23 protein-coding genes are annotated in these 25,347 nt (G+C 64.3%); 18 read left to right on the forward strand and 5 right to left on the reverse strand.

The window, feature by feature from the left end; translation table 11 throughout:
* Window positions 1-1,383: a replication initiation protein gene (locus tag NK8_RS21585; RefSeq protein ID WP_213231009.1), complete on the forward strand. Its 1,383-nt coding sequence runs from the start codon at window positions 1-3 to the stop codon at window positions 1,381-1,383.
* A gap of 78 nt (window positions 1,384-1,461) precedes the next feature.
* Here NK8_RS21585 and NK8_RS21590 read toward each other — a convergent pair whose 3' ends face one another.
* Together NK8_RS21590 and dkgB are read right to left on the reverse strand one after the other, a co-directional pair.
* A complete protein-coding gene (locus NK8_RS21590; RefSeq protein ID WP_213231011.1) occupies window positions 1,462-2,661 on the reverse strand; it encodes a DUF2235 domain-containing protein in 1,200 nt (399 codons plus the stop codon).
* Between the two features lie 118 nt (window positions 2,662-2,779).
* Window positions 2,780-3,586 carry a 2,5-didehydrogluconate reductase DkgB gene (gene dkgB, locus NK8_RS21595; RefSeq protein ID WP_213231012.1) on the reverse strand — a complete coding sequence of 269 codons (807 nt, stop codon included), beginning with the start codon at window positions 3,584-3,586 and terminating at the stop codon, window positions 2,780-2,782.
* A gap of 103 nt (window positions 3,587-3,689) precedes the next feature.
* Here dkgB and NK8_RS21600 point away from each other — a divergent pair, with 103 nt between their 5' ends.
* On the forward strand, window positions 3,690-4,604 hold the full coding sequence (locus NK8_RS21600) for a LysR family transcriptional regulator (protein WP_213231013.1): 915 nt from the start codon (window positions 3,690-3,692) through the stop codon (window positions 4,602-4,604).
* A gap of 4 nt (window positions 4,605-4,608) precedes the next feature.
* Here NK8_RS21600 and NK8_RS21605 read toward each other — a convergent pair whose 3' ends face one another.
* Both NK8_RS21605 and NK8_RS21610 read right to left on the reverse strand, forming a co-directional pair.
* A complete protein-coding gene (locus tag NK8_RS21605) occupies window positions 4,609-5,190 on the reverse strand; it encodes a PPC domain-containing DNA-binding protein (protein ID WP_213231014.1) in 582 nt (193 codons plus the stop codon).
* A 116-nt stretch (window positions 5,191-5,306) separates the two neighbouring features.
* A complete protein-coding gene (locus NK8_RS21610; protein WP_213231015.1) occupies window positions 5,307-6,251 on the reverse strand; it encodes a LysR family transcriptional regulator in 945 nt (314 codons plus the stop codon).
* Between the two features lie 178 nt (window positions 6,252-6,429).
* Between NK8_RS21610 and NK8_RS21615 the strand changes: the two genes are divergently transcribed.
* The 16 genes from NK8_RS21615 to NK8_RS21690 all read left to right on the forward strand — a co-directional run bounded on the left by NK8_RS21615 (window position 6,430) and on the right by NK8_RS21690 (window position 22,774).
* A complete protein-coding gene (locus NK8_RS21615; protein WP_213231017.1) occupies window positions 6,430-7,569 on the forward strand; it encodes an iron-containing alcohol dehydrogenase in 1,140 nt (379 codons plus the stop codon).
* Between the two features lie 12 nt (window positions 7,570-7,581).
* Window positions 7,582-8,361 carry an enoyl-CoA hydratase/isomerase family protein gene (locus NK8_RS21620; protein WP_213231018.1) on the forward strand — a complete coding sequence of 260 codons (780 nt, stop codon included), beginning with the start codon at window positions 7,582-7,584 and terminating at the stop codon, window positions 8,359-8,361.
* A gap of 19 nt (window positions 8,362-8,380) precedes the next feature.
* Window positions 8,381-9,562, forward strand: coding sequence for a CaiB/BaiF CoA-transferase family protein (locus tag NK8_RS21625; protein ID WP_213231020.1), 1,182 nt, complete (start codon window positions 8,381-8,383; stop codon window positions 9,560-9,562).
* Between the two features lie 42 nt (window positions 9,563-9,604).
* The gene (locus NK8_RS21630; RefSeq protein ID WP_213231021.1) at window positions 9,605-10,636 is read left to right on the forward strand and encodes a TRAP transporter substrate-binding protein; all 1,032 of its coding nucleotides are present in this window, start codon (window positions 9,605-9,607) and stop codon (window positions 10,634-10,636) included.
* 14 nt (window positions 10,637-10,650) lie between these two features.
* Complete coding sequence (locus tag NK8_RS21635; RefSeq protein WP_213231022.1) at window positions 10,651-12,549, forward strand: TRAP transporter large permease subunit; 1,899 nt, start codon at window positions 10,651-10,653, stop codon at window positions 12,547-12,549.
* Between the two features lie 12 nt (window positions 12,550-12,561).
* Entirely contained in the window at window positions 12,562-13,488 is a 927-nt protein-coding gene (locus tag NK8_RS21640) for an amidohydrolase (protein ID WP_213231023.1), read from the forward strand.
* 11 nt (window positions 13,489-13,499) lie between these two features.
* Window positions 13,500-14,450, forward strand: coding sequence for an amidohydrolase (locus NK8_RS21645; protein ID WP_213231024.1), 951 nt, complete (start codon window positions 13,500-13,502; stop codon window positions 14,448-14,450).
* Window positions 14,451-14,534: 84 nt separating this feature from the next.
* A complete protein-coding gene (locus NK8_RS21650; RefSeq protein ID WP_213231025.1) occupies window positions 14,535-14,741 on the forward strand; it encodes a type II toxin-antitoxin system VapB family antitoxin in 207 nt (68 codons plus the stop codon).
* Window positions 14,738-15,121 carry a type II toxin-antitoxin system VapC family toxin gene (locus tag NK8_RS21655; protein ID WP_162068829.1) on the forward strand — a complete coding sequence of 128 codons (384 nt, stop codon included), beginning with the start codon at window positions 14,738-14,740 and terminating at the stop codon, window positions 15,119-15,121. The genes NK8_RS21650 and NK8_RS21655 overlap by 4 nt, the downstream gene beginning before the upstream one ends.
* A gap of 53 nt (window positions 15,122-15,174) precedes the next feature.
* Entirely contained in the window at window positions 15,175-15,342 is a 168-nt protein-coding gene (locus tag NK8_RS21660) for a hypothetical protein (protein ID WP_167390482.1), read from the forward strand.
* 278 nt (window positions 15,343-15,620) lie between these two features.
* A complete protein-coding gene (locus tag NK8_RS21665) occupies window positions 15,621-16,559 on the forward strand; it encodes a hypothetical protein (protein ID WP_213231026.1) in 939 nt (312 codons plus the stop codon).
* Window positions 16,560-16,578: 19 nt separating this feature from the next.
* Window positions 16,579-17,937: a hypothetical protein gene (locus NK8_RS21670; RefSeq protein WP_213231027.1), complete on the forward strand. Its 1,359-nt coding sequence runs from the start codon at window positions 16,579-16,581 to the stop codon at window positions 17,935-17,937.
* Between the two features lie 28 nt (window positions 17,938-17,965).
* Entirely contained in the window at window positions 17,966-20,092 is a 2,127-nt protein-coding gene (locus tag NK8_RS21675) for an 8-amino-7-oxononanoate synthase (RefSeq protein WP_225936375.1), read from the forward strand.
* A gap of 18 nt (window positions 20,093-20,110) precedes the next feature.
* Window positions 20,111-21,256: an aminotransferase class I/II-fold pyridoxal phosphate-dependent enzyme gene (locus NK8_RS21680; protein ID WP_213231028.1), complete on the forward strand. Its 1,146-nt coding sequence runs from the start codon at window positions 20,111-20,113 to the stop codon at window positions 21,254-21,256.
* A complete protein-coding gene (locus NK8_RS21685; RefSeq protein WP_213231029.1) occupies window positions 21,240-22,016 on the forward strand; it encodes a GIY-YIG nuclease family protein in 777 nt (258 codons plus the stop codon). The genes NK8_RS21680 and NK8_RS21685 overlap by 17 nt, the downstream gene beginning before the upstream one ends.
* A complete protein-coding gene (locus tag NK8_RS21690; RefSeq protein ID WP_213231030.1) occupies window positions 22,013-22,774 on the forward strand; it encodes an amidohydrolase family protein in 762 nt (253 codons plus the stop codon). Before NK8_RS21685 ends, NK8_RS21690 begins: the two co-directional genes overlap by 4 nt.
* Window positions 22,775-23,433: 659 nt before the next feature.
* Here NK8_RS21690 and NK8_RS21695 read toward each other — a convergent pair.
* A complete protein-coding gene (locus tag NK8_RS21695; protein WP_213231031.1) occupies window positions 23,434-24,765 on the reverse strand; it encodes a sigma 54-interacting transcriptional regulator in 1,332 nt (443 codons plus the stop codon).
* Window positions 24,766-25,347 lie beyond the last annotated feature (582 nt).

Below are 25,347 nucleotides of genomic sequence, written 5' to 3' on the forward strand. Positions count from 1 at the left end.
ATGACGACAGGAGGGCAGGTAGCCACGTCCAGACAACTGGCGCTGGCGCTATTCGACGATGCAAACGCGGAAGGCTTGCCCGTCGATTCTGCTCGCACGGACATCGGATTTTCTCGGAAGAACGTTCTGATCCGTATCGTCGATCTCGGCGTGGCGGCTCGACGCCTCATCGACGCGGCGTACTTCATCGTTGCGCAGGAGGAAAAGATACACGACCTGTATGACGTCGAGCTCGACTACTTCAAGTGGCTCATGCGCTACTCGAGCCGGAACAACGCGCACCTCGAACAGGTGATTACCGAGGCGCAGCGGGCGCTGATTCAGGCCACGGCCGAAGCCGATGTCGACGGCTCCAAACCGTTCGGGTCGGTTCAGCTGATCGGCCGTATCTCGTACGTGGGCGGCCGGTTTCAGTTCCGTGTGCCTCCCGATTTGATCGGCATCATCCGCGGCCCCGGCAAGTCTCACTGGCTGAGCCTTCGCATTACCTCTCTCTTCACGCTCAGCTATGCGCGCGTGATGTACGACCATCTTCTTCCCTACGCCGGCGACGGCATGACGGACTGGTTCACGCTCGACGAGTTGCGCGCCTGGCAAGGCACGATGGGCGCGAAGGCGCAGGAGTTCAAGTATTTCAAGCGGGACTGGCTCGCGCCTGCCGTGGACCAGATCAACGACGTCTCTGATCTGTCGCTGTCGTACGAAACACGCAACGAACCGGGCTCCCGCAAGATCGGGCGGATGCGCTTTCGTGTCGAGCGCAAGGAGATGGCCGAGCGCCTGCTCCATACGCACGAGCACGCGCAGGCCCTCTATCAGACGTTGAAGCAGGAAATCGGCCTCTCCAGCGCGCAATTCAATCAGATCGCCTCCGACCGCGAAACCTACACCGATCAACGTCTCGAGCAGGCGGTCGAACGCACGCGCTTCAGCCTGAAGTTGGGCAAGGTGTCGAAGAGTCCCGCGGGCTTCTTCATGAAGGCCCTGAAGGAAGGATGGATCGTCTCCGACGCCGAGCGTCAGATGGTGCAGATCCAGGAAGACCTGGCGCTGACCGATCGACGAGAGACCGAGGCGAAACAGCAGTCCGAAACGCGCTTCGCCTTGCAGGTGGCCGCGCAGGACGTCAACGCCCAGAACCGGATCGTCGACGAAGTTCGTCGTGGCTGGGAAGAATACGAGGCGGCAGCGCCGCGACAGCGCGACGACTGGCGGCGCACCTACCGGACGAGCCCCGGCGGAAAACTGACGCTGCGCAGGTTGGGCATCGATCCATCGGGCGAACTCGTCGAAGCCATGATCCAGAAGTATCCGGATCTGAGAGACGGTTTCTCCGGCTACGTCTTTCAAAAGACTCGATCCGCCAAGGGCCGGGGTCAATAAGGCAACCCCGGAAACGACGCGCAACTAACTGTCTAGTTCGACCCACGCCGTTATACAGACAGGCTGAAGACGCTTCCCTCAGGCCGTCACCCAGTTCGTGTGTGTCGTGAAGGCCGTCCCGAGTACGGCAGGCAGATAGGGATTCGGCATTGGCACGGGCCTGCCGGCTACCGTAACAAGTCCCAAGCGCTGCGCGACGGAAACATGCGCGCCGATATCCTGCGGAAACGCGAACGGACCACGCGGGCCGGATGGACGCAGCAAGAAGGGCGCTTGTTTCCAGGGCGAATGCGACGCGCCGAGGAAATCGGGCTTCAGCGACCACGGCTGCTGCTTGAGTCGCAAGCCGATTGCCGGATCGGCCAGGCGATTCAGCATCCATTCACACGCGATATCGGAAAGGCCCGATTCGCCGCTCGGATAACCACCTCCCACATCTGCATGAGCGCCCGCGAACAGCACCTGCCTGATGCCGTCGCGGCTGTCCCAGAGCGTCGGGGTGAAATCGCCGCGTTGCTCATCGAGGCTGATCGCGTGGATGCCGAACTTCACATTCGGACTGAGTGCCGTGTCGGCGAAGCGAAACAGATCGACGCTCGAGTCTTCATCGTCCAGATAGAGCGGAATGCCGAGCGCGCCGACCGTGTCCCATACGCCGATCGCCCGAATCTCATCGACGGGCACGGTGTCCTCCGGCTGCAGTCTCGTGAGCGCGAGCGCCGGCGTGAAATTGACGATTTTCTCGAGCAGACCCTTCAGCCCACCGCCCGTATCGCGCGCCGGCGGCCGCGACTCGCGATACTTCCGCCACGCAAGAATGCCCATCCGATAGGCAAGCGCCTTGTCCTCTACGTCGTAGCGACTGGTATCGAGCAGGCCGACGTTCGCGATCATGCCGCCGAGCGCGCGCGCCGTGTACGCGCCGCGGCTGAACCCCGTCAGGATGATGCGATCGCCCGGCCTGTAGTTGCGCGACACGTACGTATAGCCGCGCACGATACGCGCGATGATCCCGTCGCCGAAAGCGCCGCCCACCAGTTTCGTGATGACATTGCGCGAATCGCCGACGCCGTGCAGATACTTGGCGACCTGTCCATCGGGGCCCGGCTCCGCGATCTCCTGTTCCGAGGCGAGGAGCGTCGAAGCGGGGTCCGGCTCACCGGACAGCAAAAGAAACGCTTTGAATACGTTGGTCGGGTCCGGAATGCCATCCTTGTCGTGATCGGAGTTCGGACCGTTCCAGGTTCCGTCCGCGCAGAAAACGATGTTCTTGCTCATGATGGCCCGTCCTTTGCCTCGCACCCAATAAGTCTTAGCCTCTCGGCTGCAACTCAGCAAGCTGCGCGTCCCGCACGGGCGACGCTTTGGCCGAAACAGCCTATCCCGGACTGGCCGTTCAGTCCCACGCGGGCGCGAGTCCTTCCGGGCTCACTTCACGGCCATTGCGTTCGAGCTCCGCGATCTGCGCCATGTCTTCGGCGGTCAGTTTGAGCTGCTGCGAGAGCAGATTGCTCGCGAGGTTTTCGCGTTTCGTCGACGACGGAATCACCGCATAGCCGAGCTGCAGCGCCCAGGCGAGCGCCACTTGCGCGGGCGTCGCGTGATGCCGCTTCGCGATCTCGCCGATGACCGGGTCCTTCAGCACCTTGCCGTACGCGAGCGTCATATACGACGTGACCTGAATGCCCTGTTCACGCAGGAAATCGACGAGCTTGCGATTCTGCAGATACGGGCTCAGCTCGATCTGATTGGTCGCGATGTGCTCGCGGCCAACGACTTCGATCGCCTGCTTCGTCAATTCGATGTTGAAGTTGGAAATGCCGATCTGCCTCGTTAGACCCTGCGTCTTCGATTCGGCGAGCGCGCTCATGAATTCGTCGAGCGGAACGCCGTTGTTCGGCGCGGGCCAGTGGATCAGCGTCAGATCGACCTCATCGACACGCAGCTTCGTGAGACTGTCTTTCAGGCTCGGCACGAGCCTGTTGCGCGCGTAGTTGTCAATCCAGATTTTCGTCGTCAGAAAGATGTCGGAGCGGGGCACGCCCGACGCGGCGATCGCCGCGCCGACTTCGCCCTCGTTACCGTAAATTTGCGCGGTGTCGATGGCGCCATAACCGAGTTCGAGACCGTTGCGCACGGAATCCATGACGATCTGGTCTTTCAGGCGGAAAGTGCCGAGACCGAAAGCGGGAATCGGATTCATGGGATGCGTTCTCCGGTTGATGAATGGACGAACGCAGTATGCCGACTTTACTTTTGCGCAAAAACCGGTCTATAAATGAAAGACTCTTGAATAAAAATCAACGATGAAAGTCACTCTCGACGAGCTTCATACCTTCGCGACGGTAGTCGACACGGGTTCCATCACGGCCGCGGCCGAGCAACTGGATCAGACGGTGTCGGGCGCGAGCCGCACGCTCGGACGCCTCGAGGAGAAGCTGCAGACCACGCTATTACGCAGGACCACGCGGCGTCTGGAACTGACGGAGGAGGGCAGGAGCTTTCTGCAGCACGCGCGCGAGATCATCGACGCGGTGGAAAGCGCGGAGGAACAGATCGCCGCGCGCCGCGAACGGCCTTCGGGACTGTTGCGCGTCGATGCCGCGACGCCCTTCATGCTGCACGTGATCGTGCCGCTGGTCGCGGGTTATCGGGAGCGCTATCCGCACGTCGAGCTGGAGCTGAACAGCAATGAAGGCGTGATCGATCTGCTGGAGCGTCGCACCGATGTCGCGATCCGCATCGGCAGGCTGAAGGATTCGACGCTGCACAGCCGTTCGATCGGCAGCAGCCGCATTCGCGTGCTCGCCACACCCGACTATCTTCAGGCGCACGGCCTTCCGAAGCGCGTGGACGAACTCGCGAATCACTCGCTGCTCGGCTTCACGCAGCCGGAGTCGCTCAATGTCTGGCCGCTGTCAGGCCCGGACAACGAGCCTTATCGGATCACGCCGAACATTGCGTCATCGAGCGGCGAGACCTTGCGGCATCTCGCGCTCGAAAGCGCGGGCATCGTGTGCCTGTCGGACTTCATGACCTTGCGCGATCGGCGCGAGGGCAGGCTCGTGCAGATTCTCGCGCGTCACACGCAGGAAGTGCGTCAGCCGATCAACGCCGTCTACTATCGCAACACGGCAATCTCCGCGCGCATCGCGTCGTTCGTCGACTTTCTGGCAGACGCAGTGAAGACCACCGAGTTCGCCCTGACGGGACATCGCTGAAGCGTCAGCCAATACCCAGCACATTGGCGCCGATGCACGGATCGACCGCGCGCTCGAGCCGCTTCTGATGAATGACGAGCGTGAGTTCCATCGAGCCGGTTCCCACTTCCAGATTCAGCAGATGGCCGCCGTACGCATTGAAGTTGCTGTCGCCCGCAATGCCGTGAATATGGATCGACGGCCTGCCTTCCTTCCACGCGACCGAACCGGCGAGGCTGCCCATCTCGACATTGCGAAAGGTCTTCGCATCGAAGTCCTTCTTCGTCGCGTTCCAGAAGCCGAACGTCGGATGCCCGAAGCCGATGCCCGTCACCGACGCCGCGGGAATGTTCTCCGCCAGCGCGAAAGTTGTCAGATGCTCGAAGACGTTATCGCCCATGCGCAGCACCATGAAATAACCCGTCGGTGTCCTGATGTATCTGCGTTGCACGTCGGGGCCGCCGGCGCCAATCACACCCGCCTCGCACTCCGCCGGCGACTGCGTTTGCGCCGACACGCCACCCGGAATGATGGATGTCGCGAGCGCGCCGGCCGACAGCGCCGCGATGTTCTTGAAGAAGTGCCTGCGCAGATAAGTCTCGTCCATGAAGCTGTCTCCGTTGATGTCGTTGCCGAGTCGATTCGGCTGCGGCGGAGTGTAGACAAGACGTTCACGACGGAATACTGAGAGTTGCGACTAGGGTTATAACCCGCGCTCATGACTCACGAGACGTCTTCCGCCTGATCGTGCTGCGCGAGCAGTTCTTCCATGAGCAGACGTGCGCCCGCGGATATCGGCGCGCCTCGTCGCGTGACCAGTTCATAGGGCTCGCTCTTCGATGAAAGCCTGAGCGGCAGCATGCCCGTCATGCCGTGGCGGGTGAAGAATTCCGCGACATCGATGGACACGAGCGCGACGAAAGTCGGATTGCTTTGCAACAGAGAAAGCGTGGCAAAAGCCGACGTCGTCTCGACGAGATGTCGAGGAAAGCGGATTTCGGCCTCGCGGAATTCGCGTTCGAGCAGCATGCGCATCGGCATGTTGGCGCGATAGACGACCCATCGCACATCCGCGAGATCCTTCAGATGCAGCTTGCGCGCGTTCTGAAACGGGTGACTCAAGTTCGCGATGACGGCAAGCGTCTCGTCCTGCAGATTGACGCTGTCATACAGAAACGGCGTCTGGCTGATGGTCGTGCGGCACACGGCGAGATCGAGCCGTCCCGCGTCGATGAGACTCAGCAACGCGGCGCTCGTATCTTCGACGATCTCCACCGACATCTCCGCATGCCGCGTGACCAGCGACGAAATCGCTTCGATCACGCGCGGCACCGCACCCATGATGACGCCCACCGACACACGTCCGCCATGTCCTCGCATGATGCCGACGATTTCCTCGCGCAGATGCGCGACATCGGTATGAATGAGCCGCGCATAACGAATCACGCAGTGCCCGATGTCGTTCGGTTCGAGTCCGCGGCTCGTCCGGTTGAAAAGCGCCGTCCCGAAGGTCGTTTCGATCTCGTGCAAAGCCTTGCTCGCGCCCGGCTGAGTGAGCGAAACCTGCTTGGCCGCGCTGAGCAGCGAGCCATGATCGGCCAGCGCGATGAGCAGACGCAACTGCTTCAGATGCAGCCGGGAAATGATCGAGTTGAGGGAAGGCGTCATGGAGCGAGTTGAGGAATAGTTATACCGCTATTCATTATTGTCAATTCCGGCGATTTCGGCCGCTGCCTATACTGCCGCATCAAACCCGCATCGTACAAAGCTTCTGGCCTAACGTTAACCCGCATCGATAAGGGTTCCTTCTATTCGGGTTTTTATGTACCTATAACTGTCGATCAACATGGCCCTCATCAATTACATCACGCAGATACAGTTCGAGTTCGGCGCCTTGCGGCTTCTGAAGAGCGAATGCGAACGCGTCGGCATCCGCCGTCCGCTGATCGTGACGGATCGCGGCATCAGGGCGGCCGGCATCGTCGACAAGGTGCTGTCCGCGCTGAGCGCGGCTCACGACGCGCCGGTCTATGACGGCACGCCGCCCAATCCGAACGAAGCGGCCGTGCGCGAAGCGGTCGCCGTGTTCGCCGATCGGCGATGCGACGGAATCATCGCGGTGGGCGGCGGCTCGTCGATCGATCTCGCGAAAGGCGTCGCCGTATGCGCGACGCACGATGGCCCGTTGCAGAGCTTTGCCGTGATCGAAGGCGGCGCTACGCGCATCACGTCGGCCACCGCGCCCGTGATCGCGATTCCCACGACTGCCGGCACCGGCAGCGAAGTCGGACGCGGCGCGATCCTGATTCTCGACGACGGCAGAAAGGTCGGCGTGATATCGCCCTTCGTGGTGCCGAAGTCCGCTATCTGCGATCCCGAACTCACACTGAAATTGCCCGCGACGATGACGGCCGCGACCGGCATGGACGCGATCGCGCATTGCATCGAGACGTTCATGGCGCCCGCGTTCAATCCCGCGGCGGACGGCATCGCACTCGACGGCCTGTGGCGCGCGTGGCTTCACATCGAGCGCGCCACGACGCATCCCGACGACAAAGTGGCGCGCATGAACATGATGAGCGCGTCGATGCAGGGCGCGCTCGCGTTCCAGAAGGGCCTGGGATGCGTGCACAGCCTCAGTCATTCGCTCGGCGGCATCAATCCGCGTCTGCATCACGGAACGCTCAACGCGATCTTTCTGCCTGCCGTGATCGCCTTCAATCAGGATGCGCCGACGGTTCAGGAAGAAGGCAAGCTCGCACGGCTCGCGCAGGCGATGGGACTGGAGAATCCCGCGCACGTCGGGCCTTCGATCAGGGAGATGACGAGCCGCCTCGGCCTGCCCACGACGCTATCCGGCGTCGGCGTGACGCGCGAGATGTTCTCCGACATCGTGAAGGGCGCGTTGAAGGATCACAGCCACAAGACCAATCCGCGCGATGCATCGGACGTCGACTATCACGCGATGCTCGAAGCATCGTTCTGACCTGAGGAAGACATGGGAGACATGCTGACCATCGAGCGGGACGGCGATATCGCCGTCGTTTCGCTCGACAACCCCGCGAAGATGAACGCGCTCACGCTCTCGATGTGGCGCGATCTCGGCGCGGCGATGAATCGTCTGTCGGACGATGACGGCGTTCGATGCGTCGTGCTGCGCGGCGCCGGATCGAAAGCGTTCGCGGCGGGCGCTGACATCGGCGAGTTCGCCACGCTTCGTTCGAATCGCGAGCAGGCGCGCGCGTATGCCGCGATCACGACAGCCGCAATGGAGGCGATTGAACATTGCCGTCATCCGGTCGTCGCCATGATTCACGGCGTGTGCGTCGGCGGCGGGCTCGAGATCGCGTCGCTCTGCGATATCCGCATCTGCGGCGAATCGAGCCGTTTCGGCGCGCCTGTCGGACAGCTCGGCCTCACGATGTCCTTTGCCGAACTCGGCGCGCTGATTCGTCTCGCGGGCCGTCCGGTCGCGATGGAGATCGTGCTCGAAGGACGCATCTTCAATGCGCAAGAAGCGCTCGCGAAAGGACTGACATCGCGCGTCGTCGCCGACGATGCCGTCGAGGAAGAAACCATTGCCACCGCACGGCGCATCGCGCGCGGCGCGCCGTTCGTCGCACGCTGGCACAAGCAAGCTGCGAACACGCTGACGCGATCGCCCGCACTATCCGCCGCCGATATCGAATCCGCCTTCGATTGCTTCGACACCGAGGATTTTCGCATCGGCGCGGAAGCATTCAATGCAAAACAGAAGCCAGTCTTCAAGGGAAAGTGAAATGGGTCCGCTGAGTGGAATGAAAGTGGTTGAACTCGCGCACATCATGTCCGGCCCGGTGTGCGGCATGATGCTCGCCGACATGGGCGCGGATGTGGTCAAGGTCGAGAAAGTGCCCGACGGCGACGATTCGCGCCGCTTCTCGCCGATTCTGCCGAGCGGCGAATCCGCGTCGTTCATGATCGTCAATCGCAACAAGCGCGGCATCGGCCTCAATCTGAAGAGTGAAGGCGGCCGCGAAGTCCTCAAGCGCTTGCTGGCGGACGCGGATGTGGTCACCGAGAACTATCGCGCCGGAACGATGGAGAAATTCGGCCTCGGCTATGACACGCTCAAGGAACTCAACCCGGGGCTGATCTACTGCGCGATTTCGGGTTTCGGCCGCACCGGTCCGTTCGGCGAGAAGGGTGGTTTCGACCTCATTGCGCAAGGCATGAGCGGCATGATGAGCATGACGGGCGAAGAGGGACGCGAGCCCGTCAAGGCCGGCTCGCCCGTGGCCGACATCAACTCGGGCATTCTCGCGGCGCTCGGCATCGCAGCGGCGTACGCGCAGAAGCTGCGCACCGGGCGCGGGCAGATGGTCGACACATCGCTCTTCGAAGCGGGCCTGCAGCAGATGTTCTGGCCAGCGGCGAGCTATCTCGCGGACGGCACCATTCTGCCGAAGATGGGTTCCGCCAATTCGACGAGCGCGCCGTATCAGGTCTTCAAGACGAGCGATGGCTGGATCAACATCGGCGCGGCCAATCAGAGCAACTACGAACGGCTGCTCGACGTGCTCGATGCGCCGGAACTCGCGAACGACCCGCGCTTCACGACGAACGCGCTGCGGCTCGAGCATCGCGAGGCGCTCGTCGCGATCCTCAACGGACTGCTGGTGCGTCGAAGCACGGACGAATGGATGGCGCAGTTCGACCGCATCGGCCTGCCCGCGGGCCCGGTGCTCGATATCGTCGCGGCGCTCGCGCATCCGCAGACGATCGCGCGCGAGATGGTCGTCGAGACCGATCATCCGCTGGCCGGCAAGGTCCGGGGCCTCGGTCTGCCGATTCACTTCTCCGATGCGAAGCGTTCCGGAAGCCGTCCCGCGCCGCTGCTCGGCCAGCACACGAGAGAAGTGTTGAGAGAGTCGGGCTATTCGGCGGCGCAAGTCGATCGGCTGATCGAAGAGAAGGCAGTCGTGGCCTTGGCGCAATAACAGACGCGATCCATCGCGCATGACAGAGTTCAGGAGACAAACATGAGTCGAATCATCACGCGTCGGGATTTCCTGACGACGGCGGGACTTGCCGTGGCCGCCACGGCAACGGCCGTGAGCCTGCCGAGCCGCACATTCGCGCAGGCCGCGCCCATCGTCCTCAAATATGCGAGCAGCCTGCCGGACAGTCATCCGCTCAACGCGCACATGCGCGAGGCCTCCGCCGCGATCAAAAAGGAGACGAATGGCCGCGTCGATCTTCAGGTCTTCGCGAACGCGCAGATGGGCGGCGACACCGACATGCTCTCGCAAGTCCGCGCGGGCGGCGTCGATTTCATTCCGCTGCCCGGCGCGATTCTCTCGACGCTCGTACCGGTTGCGTCGATCGAAAGCGTGCCTTTCGCCTTCAAGGACTACGACGCCGTGTGGGCCGCGATGGACGGCGATCTCGGCCGGCACGTGCGCGCCGAAGCGGCAAAGACCGGCCTCATCGCGATGGACAAGGTGTGGAACAACGGCTTCCGGCAGATCACGAGTTCGACGCGGCCCATCAGGACGCCCGCCGACCTGAAGGGCTTCAAGATCCGCGTGCTGGTCAGCCCGCTATGGACTTCGATGTTCAAGACCTTCGGCGCGGCCCCCACCGGCATCAGCATCAACGAGACGTACTCCGCGCTGCAGACGAAAGTCGTCGAAGGCCAGGAGAATCCGCTCGTCGTGGTGCAGTCGGCGCGCTTCTACGAGGTGCAGAAGTACTGCTCGCTGACGGGTCATATCTGGAATGGCTTCTGGCTGCTCGCGAGCGGCAAGACCTGGCCGAAGTTGCCGAAAGACGTGCAGGACATCGTTGCGCGCAACATCAATGAAGCGGCGATGAAGCAGCGCGAGGAAGTCATCCGCCTCAACCAGAGTCTCGAGCCGATGCTCACGTCCAAGGGCGTCACGTTCAACAAGGTCGACCAACAGGCGTTCCGCACCGACCTGCAGCAAAAGGGCTTCTACGCCGAGTGGAAGAAGAAATACGGCGATGCGGCGTGGACGCTGCTCGAGAAGTATTCCGGGCAGCTTTCGTGAGCAAGGAGCGGATCATGAGCACTGACGTTTCTTTGGGGGCCATGCCCGTGGCGAGCGCGAGCAAGCCGCTGGGGCCGGTTGCAAGAGCGGGCCATCTTCTCGATGCCTGCATCCGCTGGTCGACCGAACTCTGCGCCGCGGCGCTGGTGGTGGCCGAAGTGGTGCTGCTGTTTGCCAACGTGTTCTGTCGATACGTGCTGCACGATCCGCTGATCTGGGGCGACGAGCTCGCGACGCTGCTCTTCATCTGGCTCGCGATGCTGGGCACGGTGATCGCGTTGCGGCGCAACGAGCACATGAGGCTCACGACGTTCATCGCGCATCTGCAACCCGCGAGGCGCGCATTCGTCGATACCTTCGGCGCGGTGATCGTCATCGCGTTCATCATGATGCTGTTGTCGCCGGCGTGGGAGTACGTGTCGGAAGAATGGGCGATCACGAGCGCGGCGCTGGAAATCTCCAACGGCTATCGCGTCGCGGCGCTCGCGGTCGGTCTCACGCTGATGCTCGCGATTTCCGTCGCGCGTCTCATGGAGCAGGCGCGCGCGTTGCACTTCGTGATCTCGGCGCTCGCGGTTGGCGGCGTCGCGGCCGCGCTGATGACCTTCAAGGTCGCGATGACCGCGCTGGGCAACTGGAACCTCGTCATCTTCTTCGTCGTGGCCGTCGTGTTCATGGTGGTGATCGGCGTGCCGATCATGGTGGCGTTCGGCCTGTCGACCGTCGCGTATCTCAGTACGGTGACGGCGACACCCATGCTCGTCGTGATGGGCCGCATCGACGAAGGTATGTCGAGTCTGATCCTGCTCGCGATTCCGCTGTTCGTGTTCCTCGGCGCGCTCATCGAAGCGATGGGCATGGCGCAGGCGATGATCCGCTTTCTCGCGTCGCTGATCGGGCATTTCAAGGGCGGGCTCTCGTATGTGCTGATCGGCGCGATCTATCTGGTCAGCGGCATTTCGGGGTCCAAGGCCGCGGATATGGCCGCCGTCGCGCCGGCGCTTTTTCCCGAGATGAAGAAGCGCGGCGAGGACGAAAACGAACTGGTCGCGATGCTGAGCGCATCGGGCGCGATGTCGGAGACGATTCCGCCGAGTCTCGTGCTGATCACCATCGGCTCGGTGACGGGCGTATCGATCTCCGCGTTGTTCACGGGCGGCTTCATGCCGGCGGTGGTGGGCGCGCTCGCGATGATCGCCGTCATCTGGATGAAGAACCGCAAACGCGAGCTGAAGGAAGTCGCGCGCGCGAAGCCGCGTGAAGTCGGCCGCGCGTTTCTGTTCGCGCTACCCGCGCTGGCGCTGCCGTTCGTGATTCGCGCGGCGGTCGTCGAAGGGATCGCCACCGCAACCGAAGTCGCTTCGGTCGGCGTCGCGTATACGTTCGTCGTCGGTCTGATCTTCTATCGCTCGTTCAAATGGAACCGTCTATATCCGATCATCGTCGGCACGGCTTCGCTGTCGGGCGCGATTCTGATCATCATCGGCTGTGCGACCGCGATGGCCTGGGCCTTGACGCAGTCGGGCTTCTCGCGCGAGCTTGCGCTGTTGATGTCGACAGCGCCCGGCGGTTCGATGGGCTTTCTGCTGATATCGGCGCTGGCGTTCGTGCTGCTCGGCAGCTTCCTCGAAGGCATTCCCGCGATCGTGCTGTTCGGCCCGCTGCTGTTCCCGGTGGCGCGCTCGCTCGGCATCAACGACGTCCACTACGCGATGGTCGCCATCTTCGCGATGGGCCTCGGGCTTTTCGCGCCGCCCTTCGGCGTGGGCTTCTATGCGGCCTGCGCGATTGCGAAGGTCGATCCGGACGGCGCGATGAAACGCGTGTGGCCGTATCTCGGAGCGCTCGCGGTTGCGCTGCTCGTGCTCGTCGCCGTGCCGTGGGTATCGACCGGCTTTCTCCCGGACCATTGATCGACCCATCTCATGCACATGAAAGACATTGGGCCGGACCAGATTCCGATCATCGATGCACATCATCATCTCTGGGATCTTGCGACGGGACGTTATCCGTGGTTGCAGGACGATTATCACGACGCATTCTTCCTCGGCGATTACCGCGGCATCTGCCGCGACTTTCTTGCGGAGGACTATCTCGCGACGGTCGGCGCGCAACCGGTGATCGGCACGGTGCATGTCGAAGCCGAACGTGCCCGCGACGAACAGGTCGCCGAGACGCGCTGGCTCCACGAGGTGCATGACAGGGCCGGTTTTCCGAACGCCGTGATCGCACATGCGTGGTTCGATCGACCCGACACCGAGGAGATTCTCGCGCAACACGCCGCGTATCCGCTCGTGCGCGGCATTCGTTCCAAGCCGGTGACGTCGCCTCGTCCCGATGCGCCGCTCGACGATCGGCGCGGGACGATGCGGGACCCGGCCTGGCTGCGCGGATTCGCGTTGCTCGACAAGTTCGGTTTCTCGTGGGACTTGCGCGTGCCGCCCTGGCATCTCGCCGACGCCGCCGACGTGGCGAGCGCGTTCCCGAACACGAAGATCGCGTTGAATCACACGGGCTTTCCGTGGGACCGGAGCGATGAAGGTCTCGCGCGCTGGCGACGCGGCATGGAACGGCTCGCGAGGCAGTCGAACGTGTTCGTGAAGCTCTCGGAATTCGGCCTGAAAGATGCGCCTTGGAACTACGACGACAATCGCCGGATCGTCCTCGATGCGGTCTCGATCTTCGGCGTCGATCGTTGCATGTTCGCCAGCAACTTTCCCGTCGCGGGATTGAGGGTGAGTTATGACGTGCTCGTCGACAGCATGAGAACGATGCTCGAACCGCTCGGACGCGATGCGTCGGAAAAGATTTTCTACCGCAACGCGCTGCGGTTTTATCGCATGAAGGTTTAGGGATATCGCCCATGTCAGATGCATTGGAACTTCGCCGCCGCTTCCTCGAAACCGGCGCGGACGATGATTTGCCCATCGCCGATGCGCATCAACATTTCTTCGATGTCGAGCGCAATTACTATCCGTGGCTTGCCGACAAGCCGGTGAAGAACTTCCGCTACGGCAATTACGACAGCATCCGCCGCACCTTTCTGCCTGACGATTACTTGCGCGCGGCGGGGCATCACAGGATCGTGAAGACGGTGCTGATCGAAGGCGAATGGAATCCGGCCGATCCGCTGGGCGAATTGCGCTGGGTCGAATCGCTGCGGCGCGAACACGGCTTTCCGCACGCGATGAGCGGCCAGGCGTGGCTCGATCGTGAAGACGTCGATGAAGTCCTCGGCGTCTATGGCCGTCATCCGCTGGTCAAAGGCATTCGGCACAAGCCGGCCGCCGTGGCGCGCGCCGAGCACACGGACAGCTTCTCGGCGCCGGGATCGATGCGCGATCCGAAATGGCGTGACGGTTACACGAAGTTGCACGCGCATGGCCTGCTTTTCGAGTTGCAGGTTTTCTGGTGGCATTTCAACGAGGCCGCGGAACTGGCGCGTGATTTTCCATTCACGCAGATCGTCATCAATCATGGCGGGCTGCCCGCGGATCGATCGGAAGAAGGCTTGAGCGCGTGGCGCAGGGCGCTCGAAAAGGTCGCGCGGGAACCCAATGTGCACCTGAAGATTTCCGGAATCTGCATTCCCGGCGAGCGCTGGAGCGTGGAGGCGAACGGGCCGGTCGTGCGCGACGCGATCGATGTGTTCGGCACGCAGCGCTGCTCGTTCGCGAGCAACTATCCGGTGGATGGCGTGGTGGATCGCATGACCGATATCTTCGATGGTTTCAAGCAGATCGTGCGGGGGTACCCGGTCGAAGATCGCTTGTGGTTGTTTCATGACAATACAGCGCGGGTGTATGGGATCTGAGCGACCGTATGCGCGCGAGAGGAAATGCCGAGATGCTTAGATTGATGCTAAACTGCATCAATTGAATAATCTTGGAGAAATGCCATGCGTACGACCGTGACGCTGGACGATGCGCTTTACGCAAAAGCGCTGGAGGTGGCTGATCCGGAAATGGACAAATCCGATCTCTTTCGGGAAGCGATCAAGACATTCGTGAGGGTGCAGGCGGCGAAGCGGCTTGCAGCATTGGGCGGGAACGCGCCGGAGATGGGCGATATCGCGCGTCGTCGTGACGAGTCGGACGGGTCATGACGAGTGTGCTGATCGATACATCGGTGTGGGTGGATCACTTCCGTCATCGCAATGCTGCACTGGTCGAACTGATCGAGTGGGATCGGGCGTTGACGCATCCGATGGTGATAGGCGAGCTGGCCTGCGGGACACCGCCCGGGCCGCGCGTGCGGACGTTGAGCGATATTGGCCTGTTGCGGCAGGCTCAGCAGATCAGCGTTGAAGAGGTGATGGCGTTCATTGAGCGCGAAGCGCTTTACGGGCTCGGCTGCGGACTGGTCGACCTGATGCTGCTGGGCTCGGTGTTGATGACACCCGGGGCGCAAATCTGGACGCTCGATAAGCGCCTGATGGACATATCGGCGCGGTTTGGCGTGGCTTATCGGCCTCGCGTGCATTGATCGGACCGGCGTACACTATTCTCGCGGTGTCCCTGCCGCAGAAGGAGGTTGCGATGAGATTCGCCGAGATATTCAAGCGCTCGAAGCGGGGCGCCACGGTCACGCAAGCCGGAGACGCTGAGCCTCACCACGAGGAGCACGCCAGGTCGGTCCAGAAGCAGGCGAAGAAACTGTGGGACGTCATCGGCCGCAATCGTCACAAGAGCGCGAAGTGGCACTAGCCTGACACGAGGCGGGTCCGGGACGTCAACGTTCCGGGCCCTGACACAACTCCCCCAGCGGTTCCAACCAATCCCCCTCTCCCTGCGAAGCGCCCTTCGCGACACACCCCCATCCCGTTCGCGCGAAACGAAGCGCCATTCGCCCGCGCTTCTTGCGCTCATCGCTGAAACCCTTGCGGGACAAGGCTCTCGCGGCTCCCTTCAAACTGGCACGGCCCCTGCAAATAGGGCTGCGTGCGAGCTTCGAGTCTCGCCAACCAGCGCAAAGGAGCGACAAAATGCACGATATCGGAAGTTCCCGGCCCACCGGATGGGGCCCCGGCTATAACGAGTTTGAGCAGGAACTGTCGGCCGAAGCGGCAGGGGAAATGGCTCAGGAATTCGAGAATGAAAACGAGTTCGAATCGGAGTTCGAAGTCGGCGAAAACGAGTTCGAGAACGAATTCGAAACCGAAGTCTCGGGCGAAATGCAGGAGATGGAACTCGCCGCCGAACTGCTCGCCGTCAGCAACGAACAGGAGATGGAGCAATTCCTCGGCGGGCTGATCAAATCCGTCGGGCGCGCGGCGACCAACTTCGCGAAATCGTCGGCAGGCAAGGCGCTCGGCGGCATCCTGCGCTCCGCCGCGAAGTCCGCCCTGCCGATCGTCGGCAGCGCGCTCGGCAACTTCGTCGTGCCCGGCGCGGGCGGTCTGATCGGCGGCAAGCTCGCGAGCATGGCGGGCAGCGCGCTCGGTCTCGAACTCGAAGGCCTCAGCAACGAGGACCGCGAATTCGAAGTCGCGCGCCGCCTCGTACGCATCGGTCAGCATGCGACCCACCATCTCGCGTCGATGCCGCAGCAGATGCCGCCCGCCCGCGCCGCGCGCATCGCGTTCCTGCGTGCCGCGCGTCAGGTCGCGCCGGGGCTGCTGCCGGCAATGCGCGCGATCTCGCGCAACGGCATCGCGGCCGCGCGTCAGGCGCCGCTGCCGATCTTCGGCGCGCCGGCCCGCCGCTTTCCCGTCGCGCGCATGGCATCCGGCGCGTATTACGACGGCGGCATGAGCGCACCCGCCTACGACGGCGTCGCGCCCGCCGCGCCCGTCGCGAGCGCGCCGTGTCCGAACTGCGGCACGCATACGCAGGCCGCGATTCCCCAGGGCGGCCAATGGCGGCGTTCGCGCAACGGGCGCGCCATCATCCTCTATCTGAGCCCGCGCCGCGTGGCGTACTGAACCGCGAGGCTCGAACGCGATGAACCCGTGCCACGACGCGCTGCGTCTGCTCGAACAGGAAGCGCTCGGCATCCGGGCGCGGCTCGACGCGCAACTCCCGTACGCCCTGCAGATGCCGATGGTCCCCGCCGCGAACGTCAGCGACGAGGCGATGTCCGCCATCGAACGGCACATGCAGGCGGCCCGCCAGCAACTGCGCAAGCGCATCGCGCAATTTCTGCGGCAGTTGCGCGCGCTCGCTGCCACGCCCGCGAATGTCGCCCGCGCGCAGCGCCGCTATGCGCTCCTGAAGCTGTATTTCCACGCCGCGCTCACGCACTTCGAGATCTTCGCGGAAGTGCTCACGCAGCGCAGTCAGCACGGCACCGGCGTCTGGCTCGCGGGCCTCGATGTCGCCGCGCAGGACGGGCTGCGGCAGCCGGGCGTGCCGGTCGCGCCGCCGCCCGTCATCTGCTATGTGGAGCGCGGTCACGGCGGGGCGATCCGGCGCGCGCGCACGCGCTTGCCGGGCGGCGGCGACAACCCCGTCGCGGTGATCCGCATGCCGCGCGAGCGGATGGTCGGCACGGGCATCGCGGCGTCGCTGTATCACGAGGTGGGCCATCAGGCCTCGGCGCTGCTCGATCTCGCCAACACGTACAAGCGCGCGTCGCCGTCGCGCTTCGCACAGGGGCCTACGATCTGGCGCGCCTGGGATCGCTGGATCGGAGAGATCGTCGCGGACCTGTGGGCGGTGTCGCGCGTCGGCATCGCGGCGAGCGTCGGACTGATGAGCGTGGTGAGCCTGCCGCGCGCGTTCGTCACGCGCATCAATCTCGACGATCCGCATCCCGCGCCGTGGATACGCGTAAAGCTTTCTGTCGCGATGGGCCGCGCGCTGTATCCGCATCCGCAGTGGAGCGCGCTCGAAGCGGTGTGGGAGCGGCTCTATCCGCGCATGCAGATGAGCGCCGCGCAGCGCGCCGCCTTCGATGCCCTGTCGCGGGAGATTCCGCGCTTCGTCGCCGTGCTGCTGTCGCTGCGGCCGCCGGCGTTGCGCGGCCGCACGATCGGCGCGGCGCTCAGCCTGCCGGACCGTCATCCCGACGCGCTGCTCGCACTCTGGCAACGCGTAAAGGCCCGGCCGCAGCAACTGCTCGCCGATACGCCGACGCTCTCGTTCGCCGTTCTCGGGCAAGCGCGCTACAGCGGTCTGCTGCCCGCGCAGACCGAGTTGAAGGTGATCGCCGAACTGCTGCAGCGCTGGGCGCTCGCGGGCTATCTGCCGTGGAGCGCGGGCAGTACGCAACTGAGCGTCGCGCTCAATCAGCGAAGACCGCCGTCGATCCCGCCACCCGCGAATCCGTTGCACGCAAACCCATTCGCCCTTTACGCATGAACCCATGATTCTCTGAAGGAGAACAACGATGAGTACCATCCCATTCCCGGGCGTGCTGCAACTGAAAGTGGACCAGGACGATCCCGACAACCCCGGCAAGTTCACCGTGCAGATACCCGTCGAGACGCTCGCCGCGACGGAGCGCAGCGCGAAGGGGCCGCTGCGCCGCGCGAGCCATGCCGCGGCCGGACCGGCGAGCGTGGTCGCGGGCGGCCCGGCGCTCGTGCGCACCATCACGCTGTTCGCGAATCCGGAGACGACCAGCGAAACCAGCGCGGGCGACCTGCTCGTGCAACTGGCCGACGCGATCAAGGGCATCGTGACATCGCAAACGTCGCCGACCGACGTCATGCGTATCGCGGGACATCTGCTGAGCGGCGACAGCGTGAAGCTCACCGGCACGCATACGCCGCCGGCGACCTCGGCGGCGGTATCGGCGGCAGCGGCGCAGGCCGCGAGCGCGCCGACCATCGCGATGGCCACGCGCAATCCGCTGAACCCGCTGAACCCGGCGCTGGCCGAATCGACGAGCCTCGCGGTCGCGCCCGATCGCGCCATGACCGTGCATGACGAGACGGGCACGCAGATCGCCCTGCCGGTCGACGACGACACCGGCGATGAAATCGCCGAGCGCTCCGGTGTCGTCGACGACAAATCGCTGTTCGGCGTGGTGACGCCGGTCACGATGCGCCGCTCGACACTGCCGCTCACCGCCGATGTCGCGCTGTGGATTCTCATCAAGCGCAACGCGGACACGCTGTCGTGGGACAACTACACGCGCAATCTCGATCTGCTGTTCTTCCCCGATCCGAAAGCGAAAGGCAAACAGCCGCAACTCTATCCGGAAGCGTCCCGGCTGAGCCACCGCCGCTTTCTTCCCTTCACCGATACCGACGCGTACCGGGCGCTGAAGGTCGCGACCGAGGCGTTCGTCGTGACCTGGGGCGCGGTGGTGCCCGGCGGGCCGGAGTCCGCCAAGGTCATCACGCTGCTGCAGGGCGACGACAGCGCGCGATTGCTCGCCAACGAGCGCCTCGGGCTGAAGCTTTCCCCGATGGACGTGAAAGACCTCGCGAAGATGTATCTCACGGAAAATCGCGACCTGAACGAATCGCCGTCGGTGCCGTATCTCGAACGCATCGTGAACCAGTTGCAGGGCACCGGCGCGGGCGAGGTCGCGCAGGCGGCGCAAGCGGTGGTCTACGAGCAGGGCGGCATGGGCTGCAACGAGAAGTGCCTGTGGCTCACGCAGTGGAACAACGACTTTTCCGCCAAGCTGATGCATCCGCCGCTCATCGAGCTGATCTGGAGCTACTGGATGGAAGAGCTTCAGCTCGTGCAGACGATGAACGCGGTCTCGCGACGTTTCCAGAACATTTCGAGCGGCCCGCGCGATCCGCTCGCGCAACTGGAGCTCGATTCGCTGCGGCCGCTGAACAACCTCATCTGGGGCTGGGTGCAGGACGAGCAGCATCGTCTGCCGATCGAGCGGCGCGCGGCGGAGTACGCGCATCAATACGGCCTGCAACTGTTCGGCCGCGCGGTGCCGAAAGTGCGCACCGCCGACAATCGCAGCCGCTTCCTCGGCGCGTTCCACACGCTCCTGAACCTGTGCGTGCCGTTCTTCCGGCAGGCCGACGACACCACCGTCGTGCCCGACGGCTTCCCGATCCTGAACGCGCTGCGCGAAGTGCATCTGATCCTGTCGGAAGGCGCGCACAACCAGTTCCTCGATCTGCCGACCACCTCGCGCATCGAGATGATGATGCAGCAGTGGCTGCTCGCGCGGCCCGAGTTCCGCGAGTATCTGCCGCGCCGCGCGATGGTCGCGTATCCGGAACCGTGGATGCATTCCGTGGAAAGCATGCGCAAGCTGCAAGGCTGGGGCGACACCAACACGTTCCAGTTCTGGCAACTCGCGACGATGGGCGAGCAGATCGTCTCGTCGATCCGCTGGGGCGACTGGAACTCGATCAACGATCCGGCCAACGCCGCGAACTGGGCCACGTTCTTCCGGCCGGAGATCCAGGCGTACATCCACTCGTATCGCGCGGTGACGGGCGTGGACGTGAGCGCGGAACCGGTCGATGTGCAGGTGCCCGGCATCCACCTGATGAGGCGTCTGCGCGAGCGGCGCGGCAGCCTCGCGGCGTAGAGCGAAGCGAGGCGCGCGATGATCGACTTCGCCTCCGCGCTGTATCTCGGCATGCGGCATCCGGCGGGCGCGCTCGGCGGCTGGGAGGCGCTCACCACCGGCCTGCCCGCCGCGCTGGCGAGCGCGCCGCTCGCGCGCCGCGTCGCCGCCGACGCCGCCGCGCTGCAGGGCACGGAAGCGGGCATGGTCGGCGCATCGACGCTGCATCTGGCGATCGACGCGTTCGACCGGCTCGGCCGCACCCACGCGCTGATCGCCGACGACGCGCTGTACCCCGTGATGCGCTGGGCGCTCGAACGCATGATGGGCCGCGGCGTGCCGGTCGCGTGGTTCAGGCATGGCGACGCCGCCGATCTCGCGCGCAGGCTCGCGCGGCGCGCGTCGGCGCGCCCGCCCGCCGTCGTCACCGATGCGACCGTCGGCGACGGCGCGCCTGCGCCCATCGCGCGATACGTCGACGCGGTTCGGCGCGAAGGCGGCCTCGTGCTCGTCGATCACAGTCAGGTGCTCGGGCTGACCGGCGAGCGCGCCGCGCCGCGCGGCCCGTGGGGACAGGGCGGCGGCGGCGCGTTGCGGCACGCCGCGTTGCCCTCGCCGGCGCGGCAGCCGGTGCTGCTGCTCGCGTCATGGGCGAAAGCGTTCGGCGCGCCGCTCGCAACGCTGTGCGGCCCGGCCGCGCTGATCAACGACATCGCCCGCGACGGGCCCGCGCAATCGCATTGCAGTCCCGCGAGCGCGGTGGCGCTGCTCGCCGCGCTCGATGCGATCGCGATCAACCGGCGCGCAGGCGCGCGGCTGCGTCTGCGGCTGTTGCACCGGCTGCATCGGCTGCATGACGGGCTGCGTGCGCTCGCAACTTGTGCCGTGCCCGATCTGCATCTGTCGGGCCGATGGCATCCGCTGCAACGGCTCTGTTTCGCGAGCGACGAACGCGCGCTCGCGCTGCATGCGGGCCTGAGCGCGTGCGGCATACGCACCGCGCTCCTGCGCCAGCGCGGTGGCGGCTATGCGCTGATCGTCATCGCGCGCACGGATCATCGCACCGCCGACATCGACGCGCTGCTCGATGCGATCGCGTCGCTCGCGCCCAGCCTTCCCGGTGCGCGACGTAGCGCGCCGCGCATCAACGCATACAAGGAGATCGAGCATGTTCAAGACCGCTGACGGACACACCCTGGAGCTTGCGCCGTGGCGCATGCGGCGGTTCATGCGGCTCCTCGCGCAGACGCGGCGCGCGCCGCCGGGAACGACCTCCCGCACGATCACGCAGGACCTGCAGATTCTGTTGCGGCGCGCACGGCGCGTGGACGCGGACCCGAATCGCCGTGTCGCGCGCTTCGAAAGTTCGGGCGCATGCTGCCGCGCGTGCTTTCTCGCGCGACAGAAGCGCGATGCGATGGAGATCGTCGCGCTCGCGGTGGCGCCGGGCGCGCACCTCTACGAACACGAATTCGAAGCGCTCGAACAGGAACTCGAGAACTTCGAACTCGAACTCGAAGTCGAGCGCGCGGCGAATCTCGATCTGAACTGGAAGCACTACAAGACCCTGCGCGGCGCGGCGTCCAACGCCCGTGGAATCGGCGTGTATATCCTGATGCGCGGCAGCCGGCCGATCTATGTCGGCAAATCTAAGGATCTCGGCAAGCGGCTCGGGAAGCATCGCCTCTATGCACGCCAGCATGAATCCGATCTGAACGTATGGATCACCAACACGCCGCTCGCCTCGGACGCGGCCGCGCTCGAGCATGTGCTGGTGCGCGCGCTGCGCACGCGCGTGACCAACAGCAAGCTCAAGGTCGCGCTGATGGTCGGCAAGGGCGGCCTCAGGATCGGCAACCTCCTGCCGCCGGGCATCGCGTCGGCGAAGGCGCCGGGCAAGGCGATCGATCTGGCGCAGGGCAGCACATTCGAGCTTGCGCCATGATCATCGACTTCCATGTGCACGCCGGTCAGGGCGACGGCATGACCGGACCGTGGGACACCACCGCGCCGCTTGCCGCCTATGCGCGCCGGGCGACGCGCGCGGGCATCGCGCGTTCGGTGCTGCTGCCGGTGTTTCAATCCGACTACGCGCGCGGCAACCGCGATGTCGCGGCGATCGTGCGCGCGGACCCGCAGCGCTGGATCGGCTTTGCGATGGTGCATGCCGAGCGCGACCGCGAGCGGATTCATCGCATGATCGAGGAAGCCGTGCTGATGCTGGGCCTGCGCGGCATCAAGGTGCATCGGCACGATGCGCGGATCCATCGGCAGGTCTGCGATGCCGCGCAACGCTGGAACCTGCCGGTGCTTTACGATCCTGGCGGCGAGACGGGAGGGCTCGAACTGCTCGCGCAGACGCATCCGAATGTGGCGTTCGTGTTCGCGCATCTCGGCAGTTTCGCCGATGACTGGGCGGCGCAGCGGCGTGTCATCGATTTGATCGTTCGATATCCGAATCTGTTTGCGGATACTTCGGGCGTGCGCCGTTTCGATCTGCTCGAGGAAGCGTTTCATCGTGCGGGGCCGCGCAAGCTGCTGTTCGGTACTGATGGGCCGTGGCTGCATCCGGGACTCGAACTCGCGAAGATCCGTGCGCTTGATCCATCGCGTGAAGCGTTCGATGCCATTGCGGGCGGCAATGCGATGCGGCTGCTTGCGCGCTCTCGAATACTGGCTGCTCCGCGTGCCGCCGCTTATTGACTCGCTTCAGCGGTTCGCCGGATCCCGTTTTCGTGTCGGTCTGTTAGCACTGCCCCTGTGCGGGGCGGCAGTCACTTTCTTTGCTGCTGCAAAGAAAGTAACCAAAGAAAGCAGCTCGAGCCGCCCGCGGTCATACGCAATTTGGGTGTTCTTCTCGTTGTTCGTGGGCTCAGTAGCGAGTGCCCTCGTAGGTCTAACCGGGCGTGGACCGCGCACGGTCTGACAAGCTAGTCGTTTGAGCGCGCTGGTCCAGCACGAAACAGTTCCGGCTCAGCGCTACGCGCTGCCGTCGGGTATGCAAGGGGAACCTACGAGAAAAGAGAAGCGCAGAAGCCTACGCAGACCCGATTGACCCATCGGCCGCGAAGCGGGCCGGAGCCATTTCGTGCTGAACCAGTCTGTTATGTGGTGCGATGTTTCAGACCGTGCGCGGTCCAAGCCCGGTCTGGCCTTTGAGGGCACTCGCTACTGCTGTGCCAAGACCGATCGCCTGTGCCGCGGCCGGCGTGAAGTACTTTGGATGGGGATAGCTGTTTCTTTGGTTACTTTCTTTGCAGCAGCAAAGAAAGTGACTGCCGCCCCGCACAGGGGCAACGCCAACCGACCAACACGGATACGGGATCCGGCGAAAACCCCGGCCATAGAAAGTCCCCGCTCGATCAACCTGCATCCGAAGGCCGCATCTGCCGCCGCAGTTGCAGCGCCCGCGGCGTGACGCGCAGCAATTCCGCCGCACGGCTCGTCGATCCGGCGCGACGCTCCGCCAGCTCGACGGCGAGCGTCTCCGCGATCTGCCCGATGTTCTTCAATCCGAGTCCGGCATTGAGCGCGCCTTCCACCGCGAGGGCAAACGCCTGCTCCCAACCAGGCGTCGCGCCGGCCGCGCAGACATCGCCGAGACAGCCGGTGCTCAGCACGCGAAAGCCGCGCTGCCGGTCCGCGAGCCGCAGCACCACATTGCGCAGCTCGCGCACATTGCCCTGATAATCAGCCGCGACGAGCCGCTGCATCACTTCGGGCATGACCTGCGGCGCGGCATCGCTGTGTTCGGCCAGAAAGTGCGCGACCAGCAACGGGATGTCGTCGCGACGTTCGGCGAGACTCGGCGCGCGCACGGTCCATCGCGCGATGCGGAAGTACAGGTCGTTGCGAAAACGCCCCGCGAGCACTTCGCCTTCGAGATCGCGATTGGTCGCGCAGATGAGCCGGAAGTCCGACTTGCGCCACACATCCTCGCCGATGCGCTTGTACGTGCGCTCCTGGATCACGCGCAAGAGACGCGCTTGCAGACGCGGCTCCAGTTCGCCGATCTCATCGAGAAAGAGCGTGCCGCCGTCGGCCATCGCAACGGCGCCGTCGCGTGCCGACACCGCGTGCGTGAACGCGCCCTTCGCGTGACCGAACAGCTCGCTGCCCGACAGTTCGGGACTCAGGGTCGTGCAATCGACGACGACGAACGGGCCGCGCCTGCGCACCGGATCGAGATCGTGCACGAGGCGCGCGAGCAGTTCCTTGCCGCAGCCGCTTTCGCCGAGCAGCAGGCACGCGCCGTCGCCGAAGCGGCCGATTTCCGCGACCGAGCGCAACGTATTGCGCCAGATCGCCGATGCGCCGACTGCGCGCTCGCGCAGCCACTCCGCATCGAGGATCGACTCCATTTCAGCAAGACGATCGACACGTCGCGCGATTTCATCGAGCAGCATGTCTTCGTCGTCGGCGAGGACCATGTCGCACAGCGACGCGGGCCACCAGGCTTCGGGCTGGCAGTCGGCGCGCGTAGCCGGCGTGCAACCGACGATGAAGCCCGCCGGCAATGGATGACGCCGCAGCCAGCGCGCGGCGGCATCGGCGACGCAGTTGCCTTGCGCGATCACGACGACCACGAACGGGCCGTCGCCGGTCGCGCTCGCTTCGAGCTCGTCGGGCAGGCCGCGCTCGCGCAACGCCGCATGCAGCGCGCGGGGATCATCGTGATGCAGAACGAGGCGCATCTCGGCCGGACCGGCAAGCCGCGCCGCGTCAACCGAGCCTGAAGTGCGTCACCGCGTGAGTCGGAACCGCGTCGTCGTGCCGCGCGATGCGCGTATTGGTGGATGCCGGCGTGTGTCGCATGAGAACCTCGCATTCGGTCGTCATGCACGCATGCATGCGCCCGGATTCGAGCAGCAAGACAGGGAGCGCCGGCGTGCGAACGCGGCGCGCAAGTCTTCACTCGAATTGATCGATGCCCGAAGGAGGGTTCCCGCTTTGAATGTGCCGTCGCGTCGCGAAGCCGACGAGTCGTGTATCGGAGCCGGTCGAGCGTGTTTCGTGTATGCGTATCCTAGGAAACGTTGCGAAGACTTGTGGTACGAAACCGCTTCGCGTGAGGGTTAGCGCACAATCGCGCGTTGGCTTGTCGAGGGATGTGTATCGAGATGCTTTCGTTATCCGTATCAATGACGGAGGGATGCGGAGGGTTGGCGGATATCGGCTTGCCGTGGACGCGATGCGCGTTTTTCTGTACTTGCTTCGTGCAGTTGCATATTCCCCTCAAGTTTTCCTTCGCGGATGCCGTTATCCCAGCGGCAGCC

Origin of the sequence: Caballeronia sp. NK8, from assembly GCF_018408855.1 — a bacterium.
In the GTDB taxonomy this organism is placed as follows: domain Bacteria; phylum Pseudomonadota; class Gammaproteobacteria; order Burkholderiales; family Burkholderiaceae; genus Caballeronia.

Coding starts and splice junctions, on each gene's coding strand:
- NK8_RS21625 (WP_213231020.1), top strand. CDS start 8,381: ATGAAAGTGGTTGAACTCGCGCACATCATGTCCGGCCCGGTGTGCGGC.
- NK8_RS21635 (WP_213231022.1), top strand. CDS start 10,651: ATGAGCACTGACGTTTCTTTGGGGGCCATGCCCGTGGCGAGCGCGAGC.
- NK8_RS21675 (WP_225936375.1), top strand. CDS start 17,966: ATGAGTACCATCCCATTCCCGGGCGTGCTGCAACTGAAAGTGGACCAG.
- NK8_RS21645 (WP_213231024.1), top strand. CDS start 13,500: ATGTCAGATGCATTGGAACTTCGCCGCCGCTTCCTCGAAACCGGCGCG.
- NK8_RS21590 (WP_213231011.1), bottom strand. CDS start 2,661: ATGAGCAAGAACATCGTTTTCTGCGCGGACGGAACCTGGAACGGTCCG.
- NK8_RS21680 (WP_213231028.1), top strand. CDS start 20,111: ATGATCGACTTCGCCTCCGCGCTGTATCTCGGCATGCGGCATCCGGCG.
- NK8_RS21585 (WP_213231009.1), top strand. CDS start 1: ATGACGACAGGAGGGCAGGTAGCCACGTCCAGACAACTGGCGCTGGCG.
- NK8_RS21660 (WP_167390482.1), top strand. CDS start 15,175: ATGAGATTCGCCGAGATATTCAAGCGCTCGAAGCGGGGCGCCACGGTC.
- dkgB (WP_213231012.1), bottom strand. CDS start 3,586: ATGAATCCGATTCCCGCTTTCGGTCTCGGCACTTTCCGCCTGAAAGAC.
- NK8_RS21655 (WP_162068829.1), top strand. CDS start 14,738: ATGACGAGTGTGCTGATCGATACATCGGTGTGGGTGGATCACTTCCGT.
- NK8_RS21685 (WP_213231029.1), top strand. CDS start 21,240: ATGTTCAAGACCGCTGACGGACACACCCTGGAGCTTGCGCCGTGGCGC.
- NK8_RS21620 (WP_213231018.1), top strand. CDS start 7,582: ATGGGAGACATGCTGACCATCGAGCGGGACGGCGATATCGCCGTCGTT.
- NK8_RS21670 (WP_213231027.1), top strand. CDS start 16,579: ATGAACCCGTGCCACGACGCGCTGCGTCTGCTCGAACAGGAAGCGCTC.
- NK8_RS21615 (WP_213231017.1), top strand. CDS start 6,430: ATGGCCCTCATCAATTACATCACGCAGATACAGTTCGAGTTCGGCGCC.
- NK8_RS21650 (WP_213231025.1), top strand. CDS start 14,535: ATGCGTACGACCGTGACGCTGGACGATGCGCTTTACGCAAAAGCGCTG.
- NK8_RS21665 (WP_213231026.1), top strand. CDS start 15,621: ATGCACGATATCGGAAGTTCCCGGCCCACCGGATGGGGCCCCGGCTAT.
- NK8_RS21630 (WP_213231021.1), top strand. CDS start 9,605: ATGAGTCGAATCATCACGCGTCGGGATTTCCTGACGACGGCGGGACTT.
- NK8_RS21610 (WP_213231015.1), bottom strand. CDS start 6,251: ATGACGCCTTCCCTCAACTCGATCATTTCCCGGCTGCATCTGAAGCAG.
- NK8_RS21640 (WP_213231023.1), top strand. CDS start 12,562: ATGCACATGAAAGACATTGGGCCGGACCAGATTCCGATCATCGATGCA.
- NK8_RS21600 (WP_213231013.1), top strand. CDS start 3,690: ATGAAAGTCACTCTCGACGAGCTTCATACCTTCGCGACGGTAGTCGAC.
- NK8_RS21695 (WP_213231031.1), bottom strand. CDS start 24,765: ATGCGCCTCGTTCTGCATCACGATGATCCCCGCGCGCTGCATGCGGCG.
- NK8_RS21605 (WP_213231014.1), bottom strand. CDS start 5,190: ATGGACGAGACTTATCTGCGCAGGCACTTCTTCAAGAACATCGCGGCG.
- NK8_RS21690 (WP_213231030.1), top strand. CDS start 22,013: ATGATCATCGACTTCCATGTGCACGCCGGTCAGGGCGACGGCATGACC.